18 protein-coding genes and 1 tRNA gene are annotated in these 19,907 nt (G+C 68.8%); 10 read left to right on the top strand and 9 right to left on the bottom strand.

Going from position 1 to position 19,907, the window contains the following annotated elements; translation table 11 throughout:
• Window positions 1–98: 98 nt before the first annotated feature.
• Complete coding sequence (gene mnmC, locus J5T34_RS08715; RefSeq protein ID WP_208579407.1) at window positions 99–2,153, bottom strand: bifunctional tRNA (5-methylaminomethyl-2-thiouridine)(34)-methyltransferase MnmD/FAD-dependent 5-carboxymethylaminomethyl-2-thiouridine(34) oxidoreductase MnmC; 2,055 nt, start codon at window positions 2,151–2,153, stop codon at window positions 99–101.
• Window positions 2,154–2,312: 159 nt separating this feature from the next.
• Between mnmC and J5T34_RS08720 the strand changes: the two genes are divergently transcribed.
• Window positions 2,313–3,170, top strand: coding sequence for a 23S rRNA (adenine(2030)-N(6))-methyltransferase RlmJ (locus tag J5T34_RS08720; protein ID WP_208579408.1), 858 nt, complete (start codon window positions 2,313–2,315; stop codon window positions 3,168–3,170).
• A gap of 42 nt (window positions 3,171–3,212) precedes the next feature.
• Here J5T34_RS08720 and J5T34_RS08725 read toward each other — a convergent pair whose 3' ends face one another.
• The 5 genes from J5T34_RS08725 to J5T34_RS08745 all read right to left on the bottom strand — a co-directional run bounded on the left by J5T34_RS08725 (window position 3,213) and on the right by J5T34_RS08745 (window position 9,019).
• The gene (locus tag J5T34_RS08725) at window positions 3,213–3,686 is read right to left on the bottom strand and encodes an aminoacyl-tRNA deacylase (RefSeq protein ID WP_208579409.1); all 474 of its coding nucleotides are present in this window, start codon (window positions 3,684–3,686) and stop codon (window positions 3,213–3,215) included.
• Between the two features lie 203 nt (window positions 3,687–3,889).
• Window positions 3,890–4,210, bottom strand: a complete 321-nt coding sequence (locus tag J5T34_RS08730; RefSeq protein ID WP_208579410.1) for a PXPV repeat protein — start codon at window positions 4,208–4,210, stop codon at window positions 3,890–3,892.
• A gap of 189 nt (window positions 4,211–4,399) precedes the next feature.
• Window positions 4,400–4,486: transfer RNA gene (locus J5T34_RS08735), tRNA-Leu, on the bottom strand.
• A 218-nt stretch (window positions 4,487–4,704) separates the two neighbouring features.
• The gene (locus tag J5T34_RS08740; RefSeq protein WP_208579411.1) at window positions 4,705–7,812 is read right to left on the bottom strand and encodes an efflux RND transporter permease subunit; all 3,108 of its coding nucleotides are present in this window, start codon (window positions 7,810–7,812) and stop codon (window positions 4,705–4,707) included.
• A 10-nt stretch (window positions 7,813–7,822) separates the two neighbouring features.
• Complete coding sequence (locus J5T34_RS08745; protein WP_208579412.1) at window positions 7,823–9,019, bottom strand: efflux RND transporter periplasmic adaptor subunit; 1,197 nt, start codon at window positions 9,017–9,019, stop codon at window positions 7,823–7,825.
• 419 nt (window positions 9,020–9,438) lie between these two features.
• Between J5T34_RS08745 and hpnC the strand changes: the two genes are divergently transcribed.
• From hpnC to J5T34_RS08765, 4 genes are all read left to right on the top strand, one after another.
• On the top strand, window positions 9,439–10,332 hold the full coding sequence (gene hpnC / locus J5T34_RS08750; protein ID WP_208579422.1) for a squalene synthase HpnC: 894 nt from the start codon (window positions 9,439–9,441) through the stop codon (window positions 10,330–10,332).
• A gap of 147 nt (window positions 10,333–10,479) precedes the next feature.
• Window positions 10,480–11,316 carry a presqualene diphosphate synthase HpnD gene (hpnD, locus tag J5T34_RS08755; RefSeq protein WP_208579413.1) on the top strand — a complete coding sequence of 279 codons (837 nt, stop codon included), beginning with the start codon at window positions 10,480–10,482 and terminating at the stop codon, window positions 11,314–11,316.
• Window positions 11,289–12,806, top strand: a complete 1,518-nt coding sequence (gene hpnE, locus J5T34_RS08760; RefSeq protein ID WP_244258777.1) for a hydroxysqualene dehydroxylase HpnE — start codon at window positions 11,289–11,291, stop codon at window positions 12,804–12,806. The genes hpnD and hpnE overlap by 28 nt, the downstream gene beginning before the upstream one ends.
• A gap of 35 nt (window positions 12,807–12,841) precedes the next feature.
• Window positions 12,842–14,104 carry a Zn-dependent hydrolase gene (locus J5T34_RS08765; RefSeq protein WP_208579424.1) on the top strand — a complete coding sequence of 421 codons (1,263 nt, stop codon included), beginning with the start codon at window positions 12,842–12,844 and terminating at the stop codon, window positions 14,102–14,104.
• Between the two features lie 108 nt (window positions 14,105–14,212).
• On the opposite strand, the gene J5T34_RS08770 is transcribed toward J5T34_RS08765, so the two are convergent.
• Window positions 14,213–14,593 (bottom strand): hypothetical protein, encoded by a 381-nt coding sequence (locus J5T34_RS08770; RefSeq protein WP_208579414.1) that lies wholly within the window; start codon window positions 14,591–14,593, stop codon window positions 14,213–14,215.
• Window positions 14,594–14,798: 205 nt separating this feature from the next.
• Between J5T34_RS08770 and ompR the strand changes: the two genes are divergently transcribed.
• The 5 genes from ompR (at window position 14,799) to J5T34_RS08795 (ending at window position 19,099) form a co-directional block, all read left to right on the top strand.
• On the top strand, window positions 14,799–15,521 hold the full coding sequence (gene ompR / locus J5T34_RS08775; protein ID WP_006576352.1) for an osmolarity response regulator transcription factor OmpR: 723 nt from the start codon (window positions 14,799–14,801) through the stop codon (window positions 15,519–15,521).
• A gap of 15 nt (window positions 15,522–15,536) precedes the next feature.
• Entirely contained in the window at window positions 15,537–16,886 is a 1,350-nt protein-coding gene (locus J5T34_RS08780; protein WP_208579415.1) for an ATP-binding protein, read from the top strand.
• A 284-nt stretch (window positions 16,887–17,170) separates the two neighbouring features.
• Window positions 17,171–17,719 carry a peroxiredoxin gene (locus J5T34_RS08785; protein WP_174105621.1) on the top strand — a complete coding sequence of 183 codons (549 nt, stop codon included), beginning with the start codon at window positions 17,171–17,173 and terminating at the stop codon, window positions 17,717–17,719.
• Between the two features lie 109 nt (window positions 17,720–17,828).
• A complete protein-coding gene (locus J5T34_RS08790) occupies window positions 17,829–18,350 on the top strand; it encodes a carboxymuconolactone decarboxylase family protein (protein WP_208579416.1) in 522 nt (173 codons plus the stop codon).
• 173 nt (window positions 18,351–18,523) lie between these two features.
• Window positions 18,524–19,099, top strand: coding sequence for a GNAT family N-acetyltransferase (locus J5T34_RS08795; RefSeq protein WP_174105623.1), 576 nt, complete (start codon window positions 18,524–18,526; stop codon window positions 19,097–19,099).
• A 20-nt stretch (window positions 19,100–19,119) separates the two neighbouring features.
• Here the strand turns inward: J5T34_RS08795 and ispF are convergent, their stop codons facing one another.
• Both ispF and J5T34_RS08805 read right to left on the bottom strand, forming a co-directional pair.
• Window positions 19,120–19,629, bottom strand: coding sequence for a 2-C-methyl-D-erythritol 2,4-cyclodiphosphate synthase (gene ispF, locus J5T34_RS08800; protein ID WP_208579417.1), 510 nt, complete (start codon window positions 19,627–19,629; stop codon window positions 19,120–19,122).
• On the bottom strand, window positions 19,626–19,907 hold a 282-nt coding region (locus J5T34_RS08805; protein WP_208579418.1), incomplete at its 5' end, for a 2-C-methyl-D-erythritol 4-phosphate cytidylyltransferase. The genes ispF and J5T34_RS08805, both read right to left, overlap by 4 nt.

Raw genomic sequence — 19,907 nt, forward strand, 5'->3', positions numbered from 1 at the left:
AGCCGCCTGAGCCCCGATCGCGAACTCGCGCAAACAAACACACCGCGCAAACGGAAAACGGGGATTATCGCACGGTTTCGATCCGGTTCCGGCAGTTTTTACCCTGAGCGGGCCTGACTGGCCCGCTCGGCGGCCTGCCCTGCGCTCTCCTCGCCGTCGTGCTCGCCGCCGTCCTGCTCGCCACCGCCATGCTGCCCATGCCGCAACGCCCGCAGCAGCAGCCGCGCCGGATCCAGCGCGTCGGCCAGATCGCTTTCCACCGGCAGCGGCTCGCCTTCCATCCGGCCCGCCAACAGTCCCCCCGCCAGCGCCGCCCAGGTCAGGCCGCGCGAGGCGAAGGCCAGCGCCACATACAGGCCCGGCAGCCGCGGCAGATCGCGCAGATGGGCGCCGCGCAGCGAGCCGGCCCGGCGCGCGCATTCCGCCTCGTCGGCCACCTGACCGACCCACGGCAAGCGATTGTGCGAAACGCTGCGCACGCCGACATAGCCGTGCAGCGCAACGGGATCGAGCCGGTCCACCGCCGCGGCCCTGTCCGGCAGCAGAGTCGCGAGCCGGCGCAGATTGTCGGCATGGGTCTCGACGCGTTCGACCAGGGGCCCGTCGTCGGGCTCGTAGCTCGAGCCGATCCGCGCGCTGCCGTCAGCGTCGCGCGGCAGCAGATAGCCGCTGCCCGTCACCACGCAATCGGGCCACCGACCCAATCGATCGACATCGCCGGGCTCGAGCGTGGTCAGCTGCCCCCGCACGCGGCGGATCGGCAGATGGCGCAGCGGCAACAGGCCGCTCGCGTGGTGCGTATTGGCCAGCACCAGCACCGGCGCCTCGGCCACCGGCCGACCGGCCTCGTCGAAGACCTGCCAGCCGTCATCGGTCCGTTGCAGAGAAGCGACGCGGCAGCCGAACCGCGTCTCCACAGACGCCCCCGCCACCGCCAGCTGGGCACGACAGACGTCGGGCGGCGCCACCCATCCCCCTTGCGGGAACCACAAGCCGCCGCGGGCGGCCGGGGCGCCATGTTCGTCGGCGGCCTGCTGCGCCGACATCCATCGCACGAACTCGTGAGGCAAGCCGAGCTGCGCCAGCGCGCGCTGCTGAAGCGCCGTGTCCGCGTCGTCTTGACCGACCTGCAGCACGCCGCAACCGCGCCAGCCGACCGGATGTCCCGCCTCGGCGAGCGCCTGCCACGTGCGTAATGCATAAAGATTGCCGGCGCGCGACAGCCGCGACAGCACGCTGTCGTCCGGTGATAGATGGGGATGCATGGCAGCCGCGCGATGCGCCGAGGTTTCCCGCGCCGGGCCATCGTGGGCGTCGATCAGCGTCACGCGCCAGCCGCGCGCCGCGAGCCGCTCGGTCACGGCGCAGCCGGCCAGGCCTGCTCCGATCACGATCGCGTGACGCCGGGTCCAGGCGCCGGGCGCAGGCGGTGCATGACGGCGCCGCCGCTCGGCCGGCACGCGCGCGATCGTCATGTCGCGCTTGCTGCCAAAGCCAGACACCTTGCTGACCTCGAATCCGGCCGCCTGCAAGCCGCGGCGCACGAAACCCGCCGCCGTATAGGTGGCCAGCGTGGCACCGGGACGCGCCAGCCGGGCCAGTCCCTTCATCACCACCGGGTCCCACATGTCCGCATTGCGCGCCGGCGCGAAGCCGTCCAGATAGAACGCATCGGCGCCGACGGCCAGCCGCGGCAGCAGCGCCTGCACGTCGCCCAGCGCCAGCGTCAGCACGACCGCGCCGCCCTCGAAGGCGAGCCGATGCAGCCCGGGCAGCGCCAGCGGCCATGCGGCCTGCAGCTGCTGGGCCAGCGGCGCGACTTCGTCGAGCCCGGCATGCAAAGCGGCCAGACCTTCGCGGGTAAACGGATGCTTCTCGATCGACACGAAATGCAGGCGCGCGCAGCGGCGCGGATCGTCGCGCCAGGCCTGCCACGTCGCCAGGAAATTGAGCCCCTGGCCGAAGCCCGTCTCGACGATGACGAATTGTTCCCGTCCCTGCCATGCCTGCGGCAGACCATTGCCGCCGAGAAAGACATGCCGGGCCTGCGCCAGTCCACCCTCGACGCTGTGATAGACGTCGTCATAGCGGGGCGAGTACGGCGTACCCTGGTCGGACAGGATGGGCTCGGCGGGATCGAGGGCGCGGGGCATGGGAACGGAAAACCGGGCGGACCGTGGCTGGGCGAGACGCGTCGCGGCACGGGACAAAACGGCGCAACACGCTGCATCGCGGCGGCTGCATGACGGCCGCGGATGCCGCGGAGGGCCGGCCGGATGGTAGCATGGCGCCCTGCTCCGCCCGCCCCTGCCATGCTCAGCTATCGCCACGCCTTCCACGCCGGCAATCACGCCGACGTTCTCAAGCACGCCATCGTCACCCACCTGCTCGATTACCTGACGCAGAAGGACAAGCCGTTCTGGTATATCGACACGCATGCGGGCGCCGGCCTCTACGCGCTGGACGAGGGCTATGCGACCAGGAAGTCGGAATTCGAGACCGGCATCGCCCCGCTGTGGCGCGCCGCCGCCGACGGCCGCACGCTGCCTCCGCTGCTGCAGGAATACCTGGATCAGGTGCGCACACTGAACCCGGACGGCCGCCTGAGGCACTATCCCGGCTCGCCCTGGCTGGCCTGGCAGATGCTGCGCGAAGCGGACCGGCTGCGGCTGTTCGAACTGCACAGCACCGAGATCCAGGTGCTGCGCGACAACTTCCGCGGCGCCGGGCGTCGCGTGATGCTGTACGACGGCGACGGCTTCGGCGGCATCAAGGCCATTCTCCCGCCGCCCCCGCGCCGCGCGCTGGTGCTGATCGATCCGTCGTACGAAGACAAGCAGGACTACGCCCGCACCGTGCAATGCCTGCGCGACGGGCTGCAGCGCTTTGCCACCGGCACCTATGCGGTCTGGTATCCGCAGGTGCAGCGGCGCGAGTCCTCGCAACTGCCGGTCCAGATGAAGGCGCTGCCGTTCAAAAGCTGGCTGCATGCCACGCTGACGGTCAAGCACCCGGTGCCCGGCGGGCTCGGCCTGCATGGCAGCGGCATGTTCGTCGCGAACCCGCCGTGGACGTTGCGGGCGGCGCTGGAAGCGGCGCTGCCGGCGCTGGTCGAGCTGCTTGGCCAGGACGCCGGCGCCAGCTTCACGCTGGAAGGCGTGCAGCCCTGAACCTGGCGCTGCCGCCGCACCGCTGCGAACCCGCCGCGGCCGCTACATCATGCGCCGCGTGAACTGTCCCCGCTCGGCGCCCGCCATCAGATCGAGGAAGGCCTCCGTCGTCATGTGGATCAGCTCCTCATGGTCGCCGGCCTCGAAATAGACCTCGGGCTGGCCGAGCAGGCTCTCGTCGATATAGGTGCGCATGCCGTAGGCCATGCCGACCGGCGGAATCGCACCGAGCGCGCAATCCTTGAACACTTCGCGGACCTCGTCCTCGCTGGCCATCGTCAGCCGGCGGCCGGTGCGCTCGCACAGTTCGGACAGGTCGAGCAGTCGGGTGGATGGCATCACCGCCACCACATAGCCCGCCTCATCCTCCAGCAGTACGGTCTTGACCAAACGATCGCCCGGCACATGCGCCGCCTGCGCGGTCGCCATGCTGCCGAGGGCATAGGGGTGGCGGATGATATCGAAATGGCTGTTCTTGCTGCTCAGGCAAGTCGCCAGGGTGGTTGCCAGTGCCATGATGGGTCCCCTCATCGAGATACAGGGATTGCGCGCACTGGCGTGGGGCGGATGGCGCCCGGCCCGCTGAGGGGTGCCGGTGCAGCGCTGGCCTGCGGGTCTCTACTATAGGACGCGGCAACCCGGGCGGCGGCGGTCGCGCGGCCCGGGGCGGATGGTGGAGAGAACGGCCGGGAGAACGGTGCGGAGGACCGGACCGGGAATCAGCGCGGGAAGGTCACGGTACCGTGCACGGTGACACCGGGCGGCACATAGACCGGGGCGGGCTCGACATAGACCGGGGCCGGGCCGTAATAACCGTAGCGCGGGCCCTTGCACTTGCGCTCTTCCTTGTAGTCGCCGTTGCCCTTGAACTTGCGTTCGACCTTGCAGTTGCCGTCCCAGTATTCCTCTTTGTAGTCGCCGCCATGGTGATGGCCGCGCCATTTGCCATGCCCGCTTTCATCCTTCCAGGGGTCGGCCTGGGCGGCCAGCGGCAAGGCCAGCAAGACGGCAAGACAGAGCGATTGAGCGGTTTGGGTCATGGTGGGGTTCCGATCCGACGCGGGCGTCACGCGCAGTGTTTCTGCACAGGTCTTCTTGTCGGGAAGCTTAGCGCCGGCACCCGTGACAAGGGAGCCCAAAGGTGAAACGTCGGTAAGCAGATGTTTCGCCGATCACAATCGCCGCGAACCGCCAACGAGAGAGGCGACGACGAGACGATGAAGGCGTGGTGGTGCGAGGGAGGGGACTCGAACCCCTACACCATTGCTGGCGTCAGGACCTAAACCTGGTGCGTCTACCAATTTCGCCACCCTCGCGGTCCAAACGGTGCCGCCCAGCGGGGAGGCACCGCGGTCTGCCCGGCATGGGGCCGAAAAAACAAAAAGAGGCGACCGGAACCGCATGCGCCCCCTGCTTCTTCGGCCGGCCCGCGGCGTTGCACCGCTGCCCGGCAAAGACCGCGGATTGTAGCGCATGGTTTGGCGCGAATCCAGCCCCCTCGATGGCCTTCGGCTCGCGCCCGGCCGCCCCGCCATCAAGCCATCACGCCGCGCCCCTCCTCCGGCCGCCGCACGCGGAACCAGGCGGCATACAGCGCCGGCAGGAACAGCAGCGTCAGCACCGTGGCGACCAGCAGCCCGCCCATGATCGCGACCGCCATCGGCCCCCAGAACACCGAGCGCGACAGCGGGATCATCGCCAGCACGGCGGCCGCCGCGGTCAGCATGATCGGCCGGAAGCGGCGTACCGCGGCTTCGACGATCGCGGTCCAGGCCGGCACGCCGGCGCGGATGTCCTGCTCGATCTGGTCGACCAGGATCACCGAGTTGCGGATGATCATGCCGACCAGCGCGGTGATACCCAGCTGGGCGACGAAGCCCATCGGCGACTGCAGCAGCAGCAGCGTCGCGGCGGCGCCGATCAGTCCGAGCGGACCGGTCAGGAACACCATCACCGCGCGCGAGAAGCTGTGCAGCTGCAGCATCAGCAGCGTGAAGATCAGGAACACGCAAAGCGGCAGCTGCGCGGCGATCGACGCGCCGGCCTTGCCGCTCTCCTCCTCGGCCCCGGCCACCGTGATCAGGTACCCGGCCGGCAGGTCGGCGCGCAGCTTGTCGAGCTCCGGATCGATCTGCGCGGTCACCGTCGGTCCCTGGATGCCATCGACCACATCGGCCTGCACGGTCACGCCGAAATCGCGGTTCTCGCGCCAGACGATGCCCGGCTCGGAGCGGATGCCGATGCGCGCGACCTGCGTCAGCGGCACCGCGCGGCCGCTGCTGGTCGGCACCTGGACGTTGTGCAGGTCGGCCAGCGCCTCGCGTTCGTCCCGGGCCGAGCGCATCACGATGTCGATCAGCTTGTCGCCGTCGCGATACTGGCCGACCGGCGCGCCGGTCAGCACGGTCTGCGTGACGCGCGCGATCGCGTTCGTCGTCACGCCCAGCGCGCGCGCCTTTTCCTGGTCGATGTCCAGGCGCAGCACCTTGACGTTCTCGTTCCAGTTGTCGTTGACGCCGACCGTGTTGGGGTTGGCGCTCATGATGGCCTTGACCTGGTCGGCGATCCGCCGCACCGCCGCGGCCTCCGGCCCGATCACGCGGAACTGCACCGGATAGGCCACCGGCGGCCCGTTCGGCAACAGCTTGACGCGGCCGCGCAGCTGCGGGAAGTCGCTCGCCAGCAGCGCGATGATGCGCTGGCGCAGCCGCTCGCGCACCTCGACGTCGACCGGCAGCACGATCAGCTGCACCACATTGCTCTGCGGGAAGATCTGGTCCAGCGGCAGATAGAAGCGCGGCGCGCCGGTGCCGACGAAGGTCGTGATGCTGCCGACATCGGCATCGCCGCGCAGCGCCGCCTCGAAGCGTTTGGCCTCGGCTTCGCTCTGCGCGAAGCTGGCGCCCTCGGGCAGCCACATCTCGACCATCAGTTCCGGGCGGCTCGAATCGGGGAAGAACTGCTTCTCGACGAACTGGAAGGCGAATATGCCGAGCCCGAAGGTCGCCAGCGTGATCGCGATCACGGTCTTGCGCCAGTCCACGCACCAGTCCACCGCGCGGCGGAAGCGCGCGTAGAACGGCGTGTCGAACACCTCGTGGTGCCCGCCCTCGCTGGGTTTGACCTTCAGCAGCAGATAGCCCAGATACGGCGTGAAGTAGACCGCCGCCAGCCACGACAGCACCAGTGCGAGCGCCGTTACCGCGAAGATCGCAAACGTGTATTCGCCGACCGTCGAACGCGCCAGGCCCACGGGCAGGAAACCGGCGGCGGTGATCAAGGTGCCGGTCAGCATCGGCATCGCGGTCGACGTATAGGCGAAGGTCGCGGCCTCCATCTTGGAGAAGCCCTCCTCCAGCTTGCGCACCATCATCTCGACCGCGATGATCGCGTCGTCGACCAGCAAGCCCAGCGCGATGATCAGCGCGCCGAGCGACACCTTGTGCAGGCCGATGTTGAACACGTTCATGAACAGGAAGGTCACCGCCAGCACCAGCGGGATCGTCAGCGCCACCACCAGCCCGGGCCGCGCGTCGAGCCGCAGCGGCTTCGTATGCAGGCCCAGCGAGATGAAGCTGACCGCCAGCACGATCACCACCGCTTCGATCAGCACGCGCACGAACTCGCCGACCGAGCGCTTGACCGCCTCGGGCTGGTCCTGCACCTGCTCCATCTCGATGCCGACCGGCAGCTGCTTGCGCAGCTTGTCCGCTTCCGCCCGCAGCGACTCGCCCAGCGCGATGATGTCGCCGCCCTTCTCCATCGAGATGCCCAGGCCGATCACGTCCTTGCCGTTGAAGCGCATGCGCGGCGCCGGCGGATCGACATAGCCGCGATAGACGCGGGCGATATCGCCGAGCCGGATATTGGCCGCGCCGTTGGGACCGCGCAGCACCATATTGCGCAGATCGCCCACATCGGCGAACTGGCCCGACACGCGCACCTGCACGTTGTCGCTCGGCGTCACCAGCACGCCGCTGGCGGTCAGGTTGTTCTGCTCGGCGATCTGGTCGGCGATCGCGTTCAGATCGAGCCCGAGCTGCGCGAAGCGGGTCTGGTTGAACTCGATATAGATCTTCTCGTCCTGCAGGCCGATCAGCGACACCTTGGCCACCGACGGCACGCGCAGCAGCTGCTGGCGCACCAGATCGGCATATTCGCGCAGTTCCTTGTAGGTGAAGCCGTCGGCGGACAGCGCATAGATGGTGCCGTAGACATCGCCGAACTCGTCGTTAAAGAACGGTCCGCGCACGCCGGCCGGCAGCGTGTCGGCGATATCGCCGATCTTCTTGCGCACCGTGTACCAGATCTGCGCGGTCTCCTTGGCCGGCGCATCGTCGCGCAGCTGGAAGATCACCGTGGTCTCGCCCGGCTTGGAGAAGCTGCGGATCTTGTCCGCATACGGCACCTCCTGCAGCTGACGCTCGAGCTTGTCGGTGACCTGCACCGCGATCTGCTCGGCGGTGGCGCCCGGCCAGAAGGCCTGCACCACCATCACGCGGAAGGTGAACGGCGGGTCCTCGTCCTGGCCCAGCTGAAAGTACGACATCAGGCCCGCCAGCAGGAACACCACCAGCAGATAGCGGGTCAGCGCCTGGTGTTCGAGGGCCCAGCGCGACAGATTGAATCGGGAATGCTCCATCGCCGCGCCCTTAGCTGCGCGCGGCCGGCGCGCTGGCCGGGGCCGGACCGGCGGGCGCAGCGCCCGGCGCGGACGCCGGCGCCAGGGTCTGCAGCGGCCGCACCTTCTGCCCCGGCTTGAGCAGATGGACGCCGGCGGTGACGATCGTCTGGCCCGGACGCAAGCCGCTGCTCACCTCGACCTCGTTGCCGATCGGCTGACCGAGCGTGACGGCGACCGGCTGCACCGTGCCTGCCGCGCCGTCGTAGACCCAGACCTGGTTGGTGCCCTGCTGCTGCAGCAGCGCGGTCAGCGGCACGCGCACCGCGGGCGAAGCGCCGGTCCGCACAAAGGTGACCATCGCCGTCATGCCGAACTTCAGATCGGCCGGCGGATTCGGCACGGTGATGCGGGCCGCGTAGGTGCGCGTGACCGGGTCCGCCGCCGCGGCGATCTCGCGCACGCGGCCCGGCAGGATGCGGTCGGGCTCGGCCCAGGTGCGCACGCTGACGTCGCGGATCTGGCGCAGCCAATCGACCTGATCCTCCGGCAGGCCGATTGCGACCTCCTTCTCGGCGGTCTGCGCGACCCGCACCACCGACTGCCCGGCGCTGACCACCTGCCCCACCTCGGCATCGATCGCGGTGACCACGCCGTCGGCGTCGGCCGCCAGCACGGTATAGCCGGTCTGGTTGGTCTGCTCCCGCAGCGCCGCCTCGGCCTGGCGCAGGCGCGCGGCAGCCGCTTCGTAGCTGGCCTGGCGCCGGTTCTGCTCGGCGGCGCTGATAAAGCCCTTGGCGAACAGATCGTTGTAGCGCTTCAGATCGGCGGCCGCCAGATCGCGGTCGGTGCGCGCTGCCTCGTACTGCGCGCGCGAGCCCTGCTCGGCCAGATTCAGATCGGTCGGATCCAACCGGGCCAGCGGCTGCCCGCGCCGCACCGTGGCGCCCACGTCGACCAGCCGCGCGGCGATCTTGCCGCCGACGCGAAAACCGAGCCGGGATTCGACCCGCGGCCGCACGTCGCCGGAGAACTCGTAGACAGACTGCCCGGTGGCGGACTGCAACTGCAGCAGACGCACCGGCCGAACCTCGGGCGCGCGCTCGGGCTCGCGCGAGCAACCGCTCAGCACCAGCAGGGCAAACAGCAACACCGCGCCGACGGTCGACGGCAAGGGCTTGAAAGCGTTGACGGCCGCGACTTCCGGCCCGGGACAAGGCACTGGCATGGATGGCGATAAGACGGGTGCAACGGCATGACGAGAGGCGACGTGCGCCCGGCAGGGCCGGACTGGCGGCCAGCTGCAACGCTGCCGCGCGACACGACGATGGCGCCGTCCGAGGGACGGCGGGTCCGGCAGTAAATAACCGGCCGGTCAGCAATATATCCAGCCGTTCGGGGTGCGTCAAACGCGACGCGACGAACCACCCCATTTGAGGGGTAAAACCGCCGATTTAGGCGCGAATTGACGTGCGATGCGTGCCGACATGCCCCCAATCGGTAGGGTGGAAGCGGCTCATAACAGCTGCATACCGGCTCCGAAGCGACGCCGAAGCGGCCCCGAAGCGGCCTTGGCGGCCCGTTCGGCGAGCCGGTGGTTACAATGCTGCCGCCATGTCCCAGCCCGACGCGCCCTCCGCCGATACGATGCCAACGCCGCCCACTCCTGTCGCCAAGCAAGGCTTCGCCATCGGCCACTACGAGAACTTCCCGGTCGCCAGCGTGCTGCTGCCGCGCCGGCTGCGCCGGCCGGTGGCGGTGATCTACCGTTTCGCCCGCACCGCCGACGATCTGGCCGACGAGGGCGATGCCACACCGGACGAGCGGCTGGCCGCACTGGGGGCGCTCGCCGATGCGCTCGACTGCATCGAGGCCGGCACCGATCCGGGCACGCCGATGATGCGCGCGCTGGCCGAGGTCATCGCCGAATACCGCTTGCCTTTGACGCTGTTCCACGACCTGCTCGATGCCTTCCGCCAGGACGTGACCGTGCACCGCCATGCCGACTGGGACAGCCTGCTCGACTACTCGCGCCGCTCGGCCAATCCGGTCGGCCGGCTGATGCTGCATCTGTACGGCGCGGCCACGCCGGACCGCTTCGCCCGGTCCGATGCGATCTGCACCGGCCTGCAGCTGGTCAACTTCTGGCAGGACGTTGCCATCGACTTCGCGCGCGGCCGCGTCTACCTGCCGGCCGACGCGATGGCGCGCCATGGCGTCGACGACGACACGCTCGCCGAGGGCCGCTGCGACGTGCGCTGGCTGGCGCTGATGGACGAGCTGAAAATCCGCACGGAGGCGATGCTACAATCCGGCGCTTCGCTCGCGCTGGACCTGCCGCGCACGGCGGACTGGCGCATCGGCTGGGAATTGCGGCTGGTGGTGCAAGGCGGCCTGCGTGTGCTGGAACGCCTCGAGGCCGTCGGCTACGATGTCTTCCGGCGCCGCCCGATACTCGGGCCTGCCGACTGGCTGCTGCTGGCATGGCGAGCGGCAGCGCGCTACCGGACCGGCGCCGCGGCGAGCAAGTCAGTGCATTGAGCCTCAGATCGAGTCCCAGATCGAGTCCCAGATCGAGTCCCACGTCGAGCCCCAGATCGAAGCCCGCTATGGTCCGACATTGCGGACCGACATTGCGGCCCGACATTGGGACCCGACATTGAGCCCCCTAGCGAGCCCGAGACCGGCGTGACGCCCGACCAGTATTGTCAAGACAAGGCCGCCCAGAGCGGCTCCAGCTTTTACTACAGCTTCCTGTTCCTGCCTCCGGAACGGCGGCGTGCCATCACCGCGCTCTATGCCTGGTGCCGCGAAGTCGACGACGTCGTCGACGAGACCCAGGATCTGACCGTCGCCCAGCAGCAGCTGGCCTGGTGGCACGGCGAGTTGAACCGCCTGTTCGCCGGCGAGCCCAGCCATCCCACCACGCTGGCGCTGCAGCCGCATCTGGCCGCCTGCGGCCTGACGCAGCCGATGCTGGCCGAGGTGCTCGAAGGCATGGAGATGGACCTGATGCAGACGCGCTATCTGGATGAGGCCGGCCTCGACCGCTATTGCCACTGCGTGGCCGGCGTGGTCGGCACCATGAGCGCGCGCATCTTCGGTTACCGCGACCCGCGCACGCTGGAATTCGCCGAGAAGCTTGGGCGCTCGCTGCAGCTGGTCAATATCATCCGCGACGTCGGCGAGGACGCGCGGCGCGGCCGCATCTATCTGCCGGTCAATGTGCTGCAGCGCTTCGAGGTGCCGGCGGCCGACATCATGCAGGGCCGCCATTCGCCGCGCTTCGTCGCGCTGATGGCATATCACGCCGAACGCGCGCGCGGCTTCTACCGCGAGGCCCTGGCGCTGCTGCCCGATGCCGATCGCCGGGCGCAGCGCGCCGGCCTGCTGATGGGCGCGATCTACCACGCCCTGCTCGACGAGATCGAGGCGAGCGGCTTCCAGGTATTGAACCAGCGCATCTCGCTGACACCCATGCGCAAGCTGTGGATCGCATGGAAGACGTGGATACGCAACCGCTGACCACCGCGATGGCGCAGGGTCCCGCCACGCTCGACGCCGCGTCGCCACAGGCCGGCGGCACGGTCGGCGCCGTCGGGATCATTGGCGGCGGCTGGGCCGGCATGGCTGCGGCGCTCGAACTGGCGCAGGCCGGCCGCACGGTCCATGTGTTCGAAGCCGCGCCGGTGCTCGGCGGCCGCGCGCGCCGCGTCGCCCGGCGCCATCCCCAGGTCGCCGGCGAACTCGACAACGGCCAGCATCTTCTGCTCGGCGCCTATCGCCATACCCTCGCGCTGATGCGCCGCGCCGGCGTCGATCCCGATGCCGCGCTGCTGCGGCTGCCGCTGCAAATGGCCTATGCCGACGGCTGGCGCCTGCAGGCGCCGCGCCTGCCCGCACCGTGGCATCTCGTCGGCATGGGCCTGAGCGCGCGTGGCCTAGACTGGCGCGAGCGCAAGGCGTTGGCACGGGTACTGTCGCTGCTGCGCGCCGGCGACGATGGAAATGAGATCGACGAAGACGGCATAGCTGACCAGACCGTTGCCGCCTGGCTCGGACAGATGCCGCCCACGCTGCAGCAGCGGCTGTGGTTTCCGCTGTGCGTGGCGGCGCTGAACACGCCGGCCGAACAGGCCGACGCCCGCGTGTTTCGGCGCGTGCTGCGCGACAGCCTGCTGGCGGCGCGCAGCGACAGCGACATGCTGGTGCCGCGCCGGGACCTGAGCCGGCTGTTTCCCGAGGCCGCCGCGCAGGCGATCGTTGCCGCCGGCGGCACGGTCCGCACCGGCGCCGCGGTGCAGGCCATCGCCGAGGGCCCGCGCGGGTGGCATCTGCGGACAGGCGCGGGCGAGCAGCAGGTGGCGCAGCTCGTCATTGCCACCGCGCCGCGGCAGGCGGCACGCCTGCTGGCGCAGATCCGGCACCGCTCGCATGAAGCCGTGCTGCAGGCCGCCGCCGCCACGCTGCACGCCTTCGACCACGCGCCGATCGTTACGCTGTATCTGAACGTGGGCGCGCTGCGGCTGCCGCGCCCGTTCCTGGCGCTCGATGCCAGCGCCGCCGCGCCGGGGCAATTCGTCTTCGATCGCGCCGCGCTGTCCACCGAACCCCATGCGCCGGCCGACGCGGGCCGCGACAATGTCTGGTCGGTGGTGATCAGCGCGGCCGACGATGCCGCCGCGCTGCCGCAGGGCGAACTGGCGCGGCGCGTGCGCGCGCAGCTCGCCACGCAGCTGGCGCCCTTGCTTCCCGATGCCGCGGGCCTTGCGGAAGCGCGCGGCGAATTCGTGATCGCCGAACGGCTCGCCACGTTCCGCTGCGTGCCGGGACTCGCGCGTCCCGGCAACGATATCGGCGTGCCGCGGCTGGCGCTGGCCGGCGACTATACCGACGCGCCGGCCGACAGCCGGCATGGCCCCTACCCGGCCACCATCGAAGCGGCGACCCGCAGCGGCTCGGCGGCCGCGGCGCTGCTGCAACGCGAACGCGTGCCGTCCGCCGCGACGGCATGACTTTCCTTCCCATCGACGTACCGAAGAGCCAGCACATGCATTCCCCCTCTCCTTCCCTGGGCCAGTTCATTCTCGATGCCGCCGATGCGCTGGCGCGCTTCTCCGATATGGAAGGCGGCCTGACCTGCGCCTATCTGACGCCGGCGCATCGCGCCGCCGCGGCCATGCTGGCCGAGCGCATGCGCGCGGCTGGCATGCAGGTGCGCGTCGATGCGATCGGCAACGTGATCGGCCGCTACGAGGCCGACCCGTCGGCCGGTTCCGACGCGAAGGTGCTGATGACCGGCTCGCATTTCGACACGGTGCGCAATGGCGGGCGCTATGACGGGCGCCTGGGCATCCTGCTGCCGATCGCGGTGGTCGGCGCGCTGAACGAAGCCGGCATCCGGCTGCCCTATCACTTTGACGTGGTGGGCTTCGCCGAGGAGGAAGGGCTGCGCTTCAAGACCAGCTTCCTGGCCAGCAGCGTGCTGGCGGGCCGCTTCGACCCGGCCCTGCTCGCGCGCGCCGACGCAGACGGCATCACGCTGGCGCAGGCGCTGGCCGAGTCCGACCTGCCGGGCCGTGGCGATCCCGATGCGCTGCGCGCCGCCGCGGTCGATCCTTCTACGCTGCTGGGCTTCGTCGAAGTGCATATCGAACAGGGACCGGTGCTGTTGCACCATGACCTGCCGCTGGGCATCGTCACGCAGATCGCCGGCAGCAGCCGCTTCCAGGTGCGCGTCGAAGGGCTGGCCAGCCATGCCGGCACCACGCCGATGACGATGCGCAAGGATGCCGCCGCCGCGGCGGCCGAGATGGTGCTGCTGGTCGAATCGCGCTGCGGTAAGGCGCCGACGCTGGTCGGCACGGTGGGCCAGCTGCAGGTGCCGAACGGGTCCAGCAACGTGATCCCGGCCGCGTGCCACTTCTCGATGGATATCCGCGCCGGCGAGGACGCGGTGCGCGAGGCGGCCATCGCCGATATCGTCGCCGGCATCGAAGCGATCGCCGCGCGACGCGGCGTGCGGGCCGAGGTGGAACGGGTGCCGCCGGTCAACAACGCGCCGTGCGCGCCGTGGTTGCGCGCGCAGTTGGCGGCGGTGCTGACCAAGCGCGGACTGCAGGCCTTCGAGCTGCCCTCCGGGGCCGGACACGACGCGATGATGATGCAGCGGATCACCGATGTGGCGATGCTGTTTGTCCGCTGCGGCAACGGCGGCATCAGCCACAACCCGCTGGAGACGATCACCGCCGAGGACGCGCAGCTGGCGGCGGAGGTGTTTGTCGATTTCCTGCGGCATTTCCAGCCGCGGTGAGCGGGGCCGTCGCTTCCGCCGCCGTTTGTAGACTCCCCTCTCCCCCGCCCCTCTCCCGCACGCGGGAGAGGGGAGCAAACCTTTGGCATGGCCGACCACTTACGGTGATCAATTGCCCTGATACATTTCCCGGCTGATGTCGTAAAGGCTTTGCCGCAGCTTGCGCCGTTCGTCGGCAGACAGCTTGCCGCCGCGGCCCGGCCGCTCGCCGGCCTCGCGCTCGGCGCGCTGGCGGTTGGCGCGGCCACGGCTTTCGCGCGGCGATGGGCGTTCGCGGTCCTGCCGGGCATGACCCGGATAACCCTCCGCGCCCCGGCCCGGATGGCGCCCGTGTCCCTGCAGCAGCGCGCCGAGTCCCGGCGACTGCGCGGACGCGCTCGCGGCATGCAGCAGCATCGACGGCAGCAGCAGCGCAAGCAGGGCTCCGGCGACACGGCGTCGGGCGCCGGAGGCGCGGCGCGGTTCGGACCGGGTGGATTTCGCTTTCATTGATAATGGCGGTCTGGGATATGCCCGGATCCGGCTTGCGCTGGACGACGCCAGGACATCCCGGATCGAGGCTGACCGATCGCCCTTTGCGGGCAGCGCGCAGTGTAAACGCTGCCCGCTGTGCACTTGGCGAGCCGCAAGGTAAAGTATGTAACCTTTTGTTAAGCCATTTTGACCCCTAGCGAGACTCGCTAAGATTAGCGCCATGGAAAATACCAGCCACAAGATTCTCGTCGTGGACGACGACCCCCGTCTCCGCGATCTGCTGCGCCGCTATCTCGGCGAGCAAGGCTTTACCGTGCTGGTCGCGGAAAACGCCACTGCCATGAACAAGCTCTGGCTGCGCGAGCGTTTCGACCTGCTCGTCCTCGATCTGATGATGCCGGGCGAAGACGGTCTGTCGATCTGCCGGCGCCTGCGTGGCGCCAACGATCAGACGCCGATCATCATGCTGACCGCCAAGGGCGAGGACGTGGACCGCATCGTCGGCCTGGAAATGGGCGCCGACGACTATCTGCCCAAGCCGTTCAATCCGCGCGAGCTGATCGCGCGCATCCACGCGGTGCTGCGCCGCAAGGGCCCGGCCGAAGTCCCCGGCGCCCCGTCGGAAACGCCCGAGACCTTCGCCTTCGGCGACTTCGTGCTGAACCTGGCCACGCGCACGTTGACCAAGAACGACGAGGAAATCACGCTGACTACCGGCGAATTCTCGGTGCTCAAGGTGTTTGCCCGCCATCCGCGCCAGCCGCTGTCGCGCGAGAAGCTGATGGAGATGGCGCGCGGCCGCGAGTACGAAGTGTTCGACCGCAGCCTCGACGTGCAGATCTCCCGCCTGCGCAAGCTGATCGAGCCCGATCCGGGCAATCCGCGTTTCATCCAGACCGTCTGGGGGCTGGGCTACGTCTTCATTCCCGATGGCGTGAAATAAGTCCCGGCCGTTATCGTGGCGACTGTGATCCGCCGCACGGCCACGCGTTTCTTCGGTTCGCTGTTCTGGCGGACCTTCATGCTGATCGCGCTGTTGCTGGCCATTTCGCTGGGCATCTGGTTTCAGAGCTACCGGCTGTTCGAACGCGCCCCGCGCGCGCAGCAGATCGCGATGCAGGTGGTCAGCGTGGTCAAGCTGACGCGCGCGGCCCTGCTTTACTCCGACCCCGCGCGGCGTCGTTTCCTGCTGCTCGACCTGGTGCAGAACGAAGGCATCAAGGTCTATCCGCGCGAGCGCGACGACGACTTCACCACCCCCACCGCGAATCCTTTCCTGACCCAGCTGGTGCAGCAGGAAATCCGCAGCCGGCTGGGCGGCGATACCGTGATTGCGACCACCGTCAACGACATTCCGGGCGTCTGGGTCAGCTTCGAGATCGAGGGCGACGACTACTGGGTGGCGATCAGTCCGGAGCGCTTCGAACGCGTGCCGGGCCTGCAATGGCTGTGGTGGACCGTGGCGGCGCTGCTGCTGTCGATCTTCGGCGCGGCCTTCATCACCGCACGGGTCAACCGGCCGCTCAAACGGCTGGCCGATGCCGCCCGCGCGATCGGTTCGGGGGGCGATCCCCCGCCGCTGCCCGAGCGCGGCGCCAGCGAGGTTGCGCAGGCCAACCACAGCTTCAACCAGATGGTGCGGGACCTGCGCCAGCTCGACGACGACCGCGTGGTGATGCTGGCCGGCATCTCACACGATCTGCGCACGCCGCTGACCCGGCTGCGGCTGGAGACCGAGATGTCCCCGGTCGACGACACCACGCGCGAGGCGATGATCGCCGACATCGAACAGATGGACGCGATCATCGGCCAGTTCCTGAACTACGCGCGCCCCGCGCAGGAGAGCAGCGAGCCGGTCGACCTGTCGTCGCTGGTGCGCGACGCGGTCAATGTCTATGCCGCGCACGACGACATCCGCATCCGCGTGCATGCGCCCGAGCCGGTGATGGCGATGGCCAACCGGATGGAGGTCCAGCGCATCCTCGACAACCTGGTCGAGAACGCGCGCCGCTATGCCAAGCATCCGGAGAGCGGCATCGCCGAGGTCGAGATCACCACGCGCAACCATGACAAGGAGGCGATGCTGGTGGTGGCCGATCGCGGCGACGGCGTGCCGGACGAACAGCTGCCGCTGCTGACGCGGCCCTTCTATCGGCTCGACGCCGCGCGCAGCGAGGCCAAGGGCGCGGGCCTGGGCATGTCGATCGTCAACCGGATCATGCAGCGCAACGGCGGCCGCCTGGTGCTGACCAATCGCCCCGCGCCGGGCAGCGGCCTGGTGGTCAGCGCGTGTTTCCGGCGCGCGTAGCCGCTCGGTTCGTCGCCATGCCGCCGTCATCAGGATGGTGTATGGTGGCGCGATGCTCCAGGCGGGCTGCTGTCGTCCCCGGGTTCGCGGCGTCGACGGCTACAGGCTAGCAGCCCTCCTCGCCTATCGGCCTCTTTGAGATTTTCAATTAGCCGTGCCGAGCAGGATGCTGCATACTTCCCATTCGTTGCGTGGCATACGCAGGGGCCCGAGAACATCGTCTTCGACGATGGCCATTGGCGATGCCGCGCTCGCGTCTGTTCAACCGTATCCAGGAGAAGTCCATGAAGACCGTTGGTGACAAGCTCGAACCGTTCCACGTCGTCGGTGTCAAGCCGGGTTTCAACGCCCACGAAGAAAACGGCCAGTCGGCCTTTGAAGACATCACCGAGAAGTCGTTCGAAGGCAAGTGGAAAATCATCTACTTCTACCCGAAGGACTTCACCTTCGTGTGCCCGACCGAAATCGTGGCTTTCGCCAAGCTGAACCAGGACTTTGCCGACCGCGACGCGATCGTGCTGGGCGGCTCGACCGACAACGAGTTCGTCAAGCTGGCATGGCGCCGTGAACACAAGGACCTGAACAAGCTGAACTCGTGGCAGTTCGCCGATACCACCGGCTCGCTGGTCGACCAGCTGGGCGTGCGCGAGAAGGAAGCCGGCGTTGCGCTGCGCGCCACCTTCATCGTCGACCCGGACAACACGATCCAGCACGTTTCGGTCAACAACCTGAACGTCGGCCGTAACCCGGAAGAAATCCTGCGCATTCTGGACGGCCTGCAGACCGACGAGCTGTGCCCGTGCAACCGCGCTGTCGGCGGCGCGACGCTGTAATTCGCGCCATGTCGATGTTGCCGGGGGTTCGCCGCCGGCAACCGCGCCCCAGTGCGCACCGAAACCCGCTCATGCGGGTTTTTTCCGCCCAAAGCGATAGGAGAATTTGATGGAATTCCTCAACACGATCAAGAATCTCATTCCCGACTATGCGAAGGACATTCGCCTGAATCTGGACGGCACCATCGCACGCTCCTCGCTGGAGGGTAACGATGCGGTGGGCGTCGCGCTGGCCGCCGCCTTCGCCGCCAAGAGCAAGATCATCGTCGACGCGATCCGCAACGCCGGCGTGCTTTCGCCCGAAGAACTGAACGGCGCGCTGACCGCGGCCGCGCTGATGGGCATGAACAATGTCTGGTATCCGTACGTCGAGATGGCCGGCGACCCGGATCTGGCCAGCCAGCCCGCCGGCCTGCGCATGAACGCGTATGCGACCCACGGCGGCGTCGACAAGCGCCGCTTCGAGATGTACGCGCTGGCCGCGTCGATCGTCGGCAAGTGCCACTTCTGCGTCAAGTCGCACTATGAGCTGCTGAAGAACGAGCAAGGCATGACCTCGCAGCAGCTGCGCGATGTCGGCCGCATCGCGGCGGTGGTGGCGGCGGCCGCCAACGTGATCTCGGCAGAGTAAGCGCCGCCGCGATCCGCGCGGCACGCGTATCCCGCCATCATCGCGCCATCGATGGCCGCCCTCGGGCGGCCATTGTCGTCTGGCGCGTCCGTATCGGCGCGTCCGCATTTCTCCGACTGCATTTGTGCACGGTCCGGCCTACAATCGAGGCAGATTCTGCTTCGCGGACCATCATGAGCCAACTGCCCTCGCCCTCCTCGCCGCATTTCCACTATCGTCTCGCCACCGCTTCCGACTGGGGCCAGATCGCCGCGGTCACGCAGGAAGCCTATGCGCAGTACGAGCTGGAAATCATGGAGGACTGCCGCGCCTCGTTCCAGCAGGGCATGCGCTCGGTGCTGGCGACCAATACGTCGGACATGGAATGGTGGGTCGCCGAGACCGACCACGGCATCAGCGGCGCCGTGCTGTTCTGCCACCCCGGCGCAACGCTGCAGGCGCTGGACGGCAGCACGGTGACGCTGGCCCTGCCCGAAGCCCGCCTGCTGTCGGTCAGCCCGCAGGCGCGCGGCCTGGGCCTCGGGCGCACGCTGATGCAGATCTGCATCGAGCGGGCACGCGATATCGGCGCGCAGGCGCTGGTGGTGCGCACCATGCCGGAAATGGACGCGGCCAACCGCTTGTGCCAGCAGATGGGGTTCGTCAAGCGCACCGAAGCCGGCGCGCGCTCGGGCCCGCTGGAGCGGCTGGTCGACTACGTCTACGTGCTCGAGCCGAAGGAAGCCGACGCACCGCAGCCGGGCCTGTAACGGCCCTCACCGCTGCGCGCTCAGTCCTGCGGCGCGACGATGGTGCCGCGCCACAGCAGCACTACCGCCTGCGCGACGATCCCTTCCTGACGCCCCTCGAAGCCGAGCTTCTCGTTGGTCTTGGCCTTGACGTTGCAGCGGCCGACCGCGATGCCTAGATCCTCGGCCAGATTGGCCACCATCGCGCCGATATGCGGCGCCAGTTTCGGCGCCTGCGCGATCACCGTCGCATCGACATTGCCGACTTCGTAGCCCGCCTCGCGCACGCGCCGCACGGCCTCGCGCAGCAGCGCGCGGCTGTCGGCGCCGGCAAAGGCGGGATCCGTATCGGGGAAATGCCGGCCGATATCGCCCAGGCCCGCGGCACCGAACAACGCGTCGGTGATCGCGTGCAGCAAGGCGTCGGCATCGGAATGGCCAAGCAGCCCGCGATCGTGCGGAATCTCCACGCCGCCGAGCACGAGCTTGCGGCCCGGCACCAGCGCGTGTACGTCGTAGCCTTGTCCCACGCGGATATCGAAGGGCATCATCGCGATCGGTCTCCAGAAGAAGCGGTGGCGGACGGGCCGCCGAGCAGGACTTCGGCCAGCGCGAAGTCCTCGGGATAGGTCACCTTGAAATTGCGCAGCGAGCCGTTGACCAGCCGCGGCTTCAGGCCGAGCCGCTCGATCGCGCTGGCCTCGTCGGTCACGACCGCGCCGCTGGCGAGCGCGTCCTCCAGCGCCTGGCGCAGGACGCCGACGCGGAACATCTGCGGCGTCTGCGCCTGCCACAGCCCTTCGCGCGGCACGGTGCCGCCGATGCGGGA

It is taken from the genome of Cupriavidus gilardii, from assembly GCF_017598945.1.
Lineage (GTDB): Bacteria > Pseudomonadota > Gammaproteobacteria > Burkholderiales > Burkholderiaceae > Cupriavidus > Cupriavidus gilardii_E.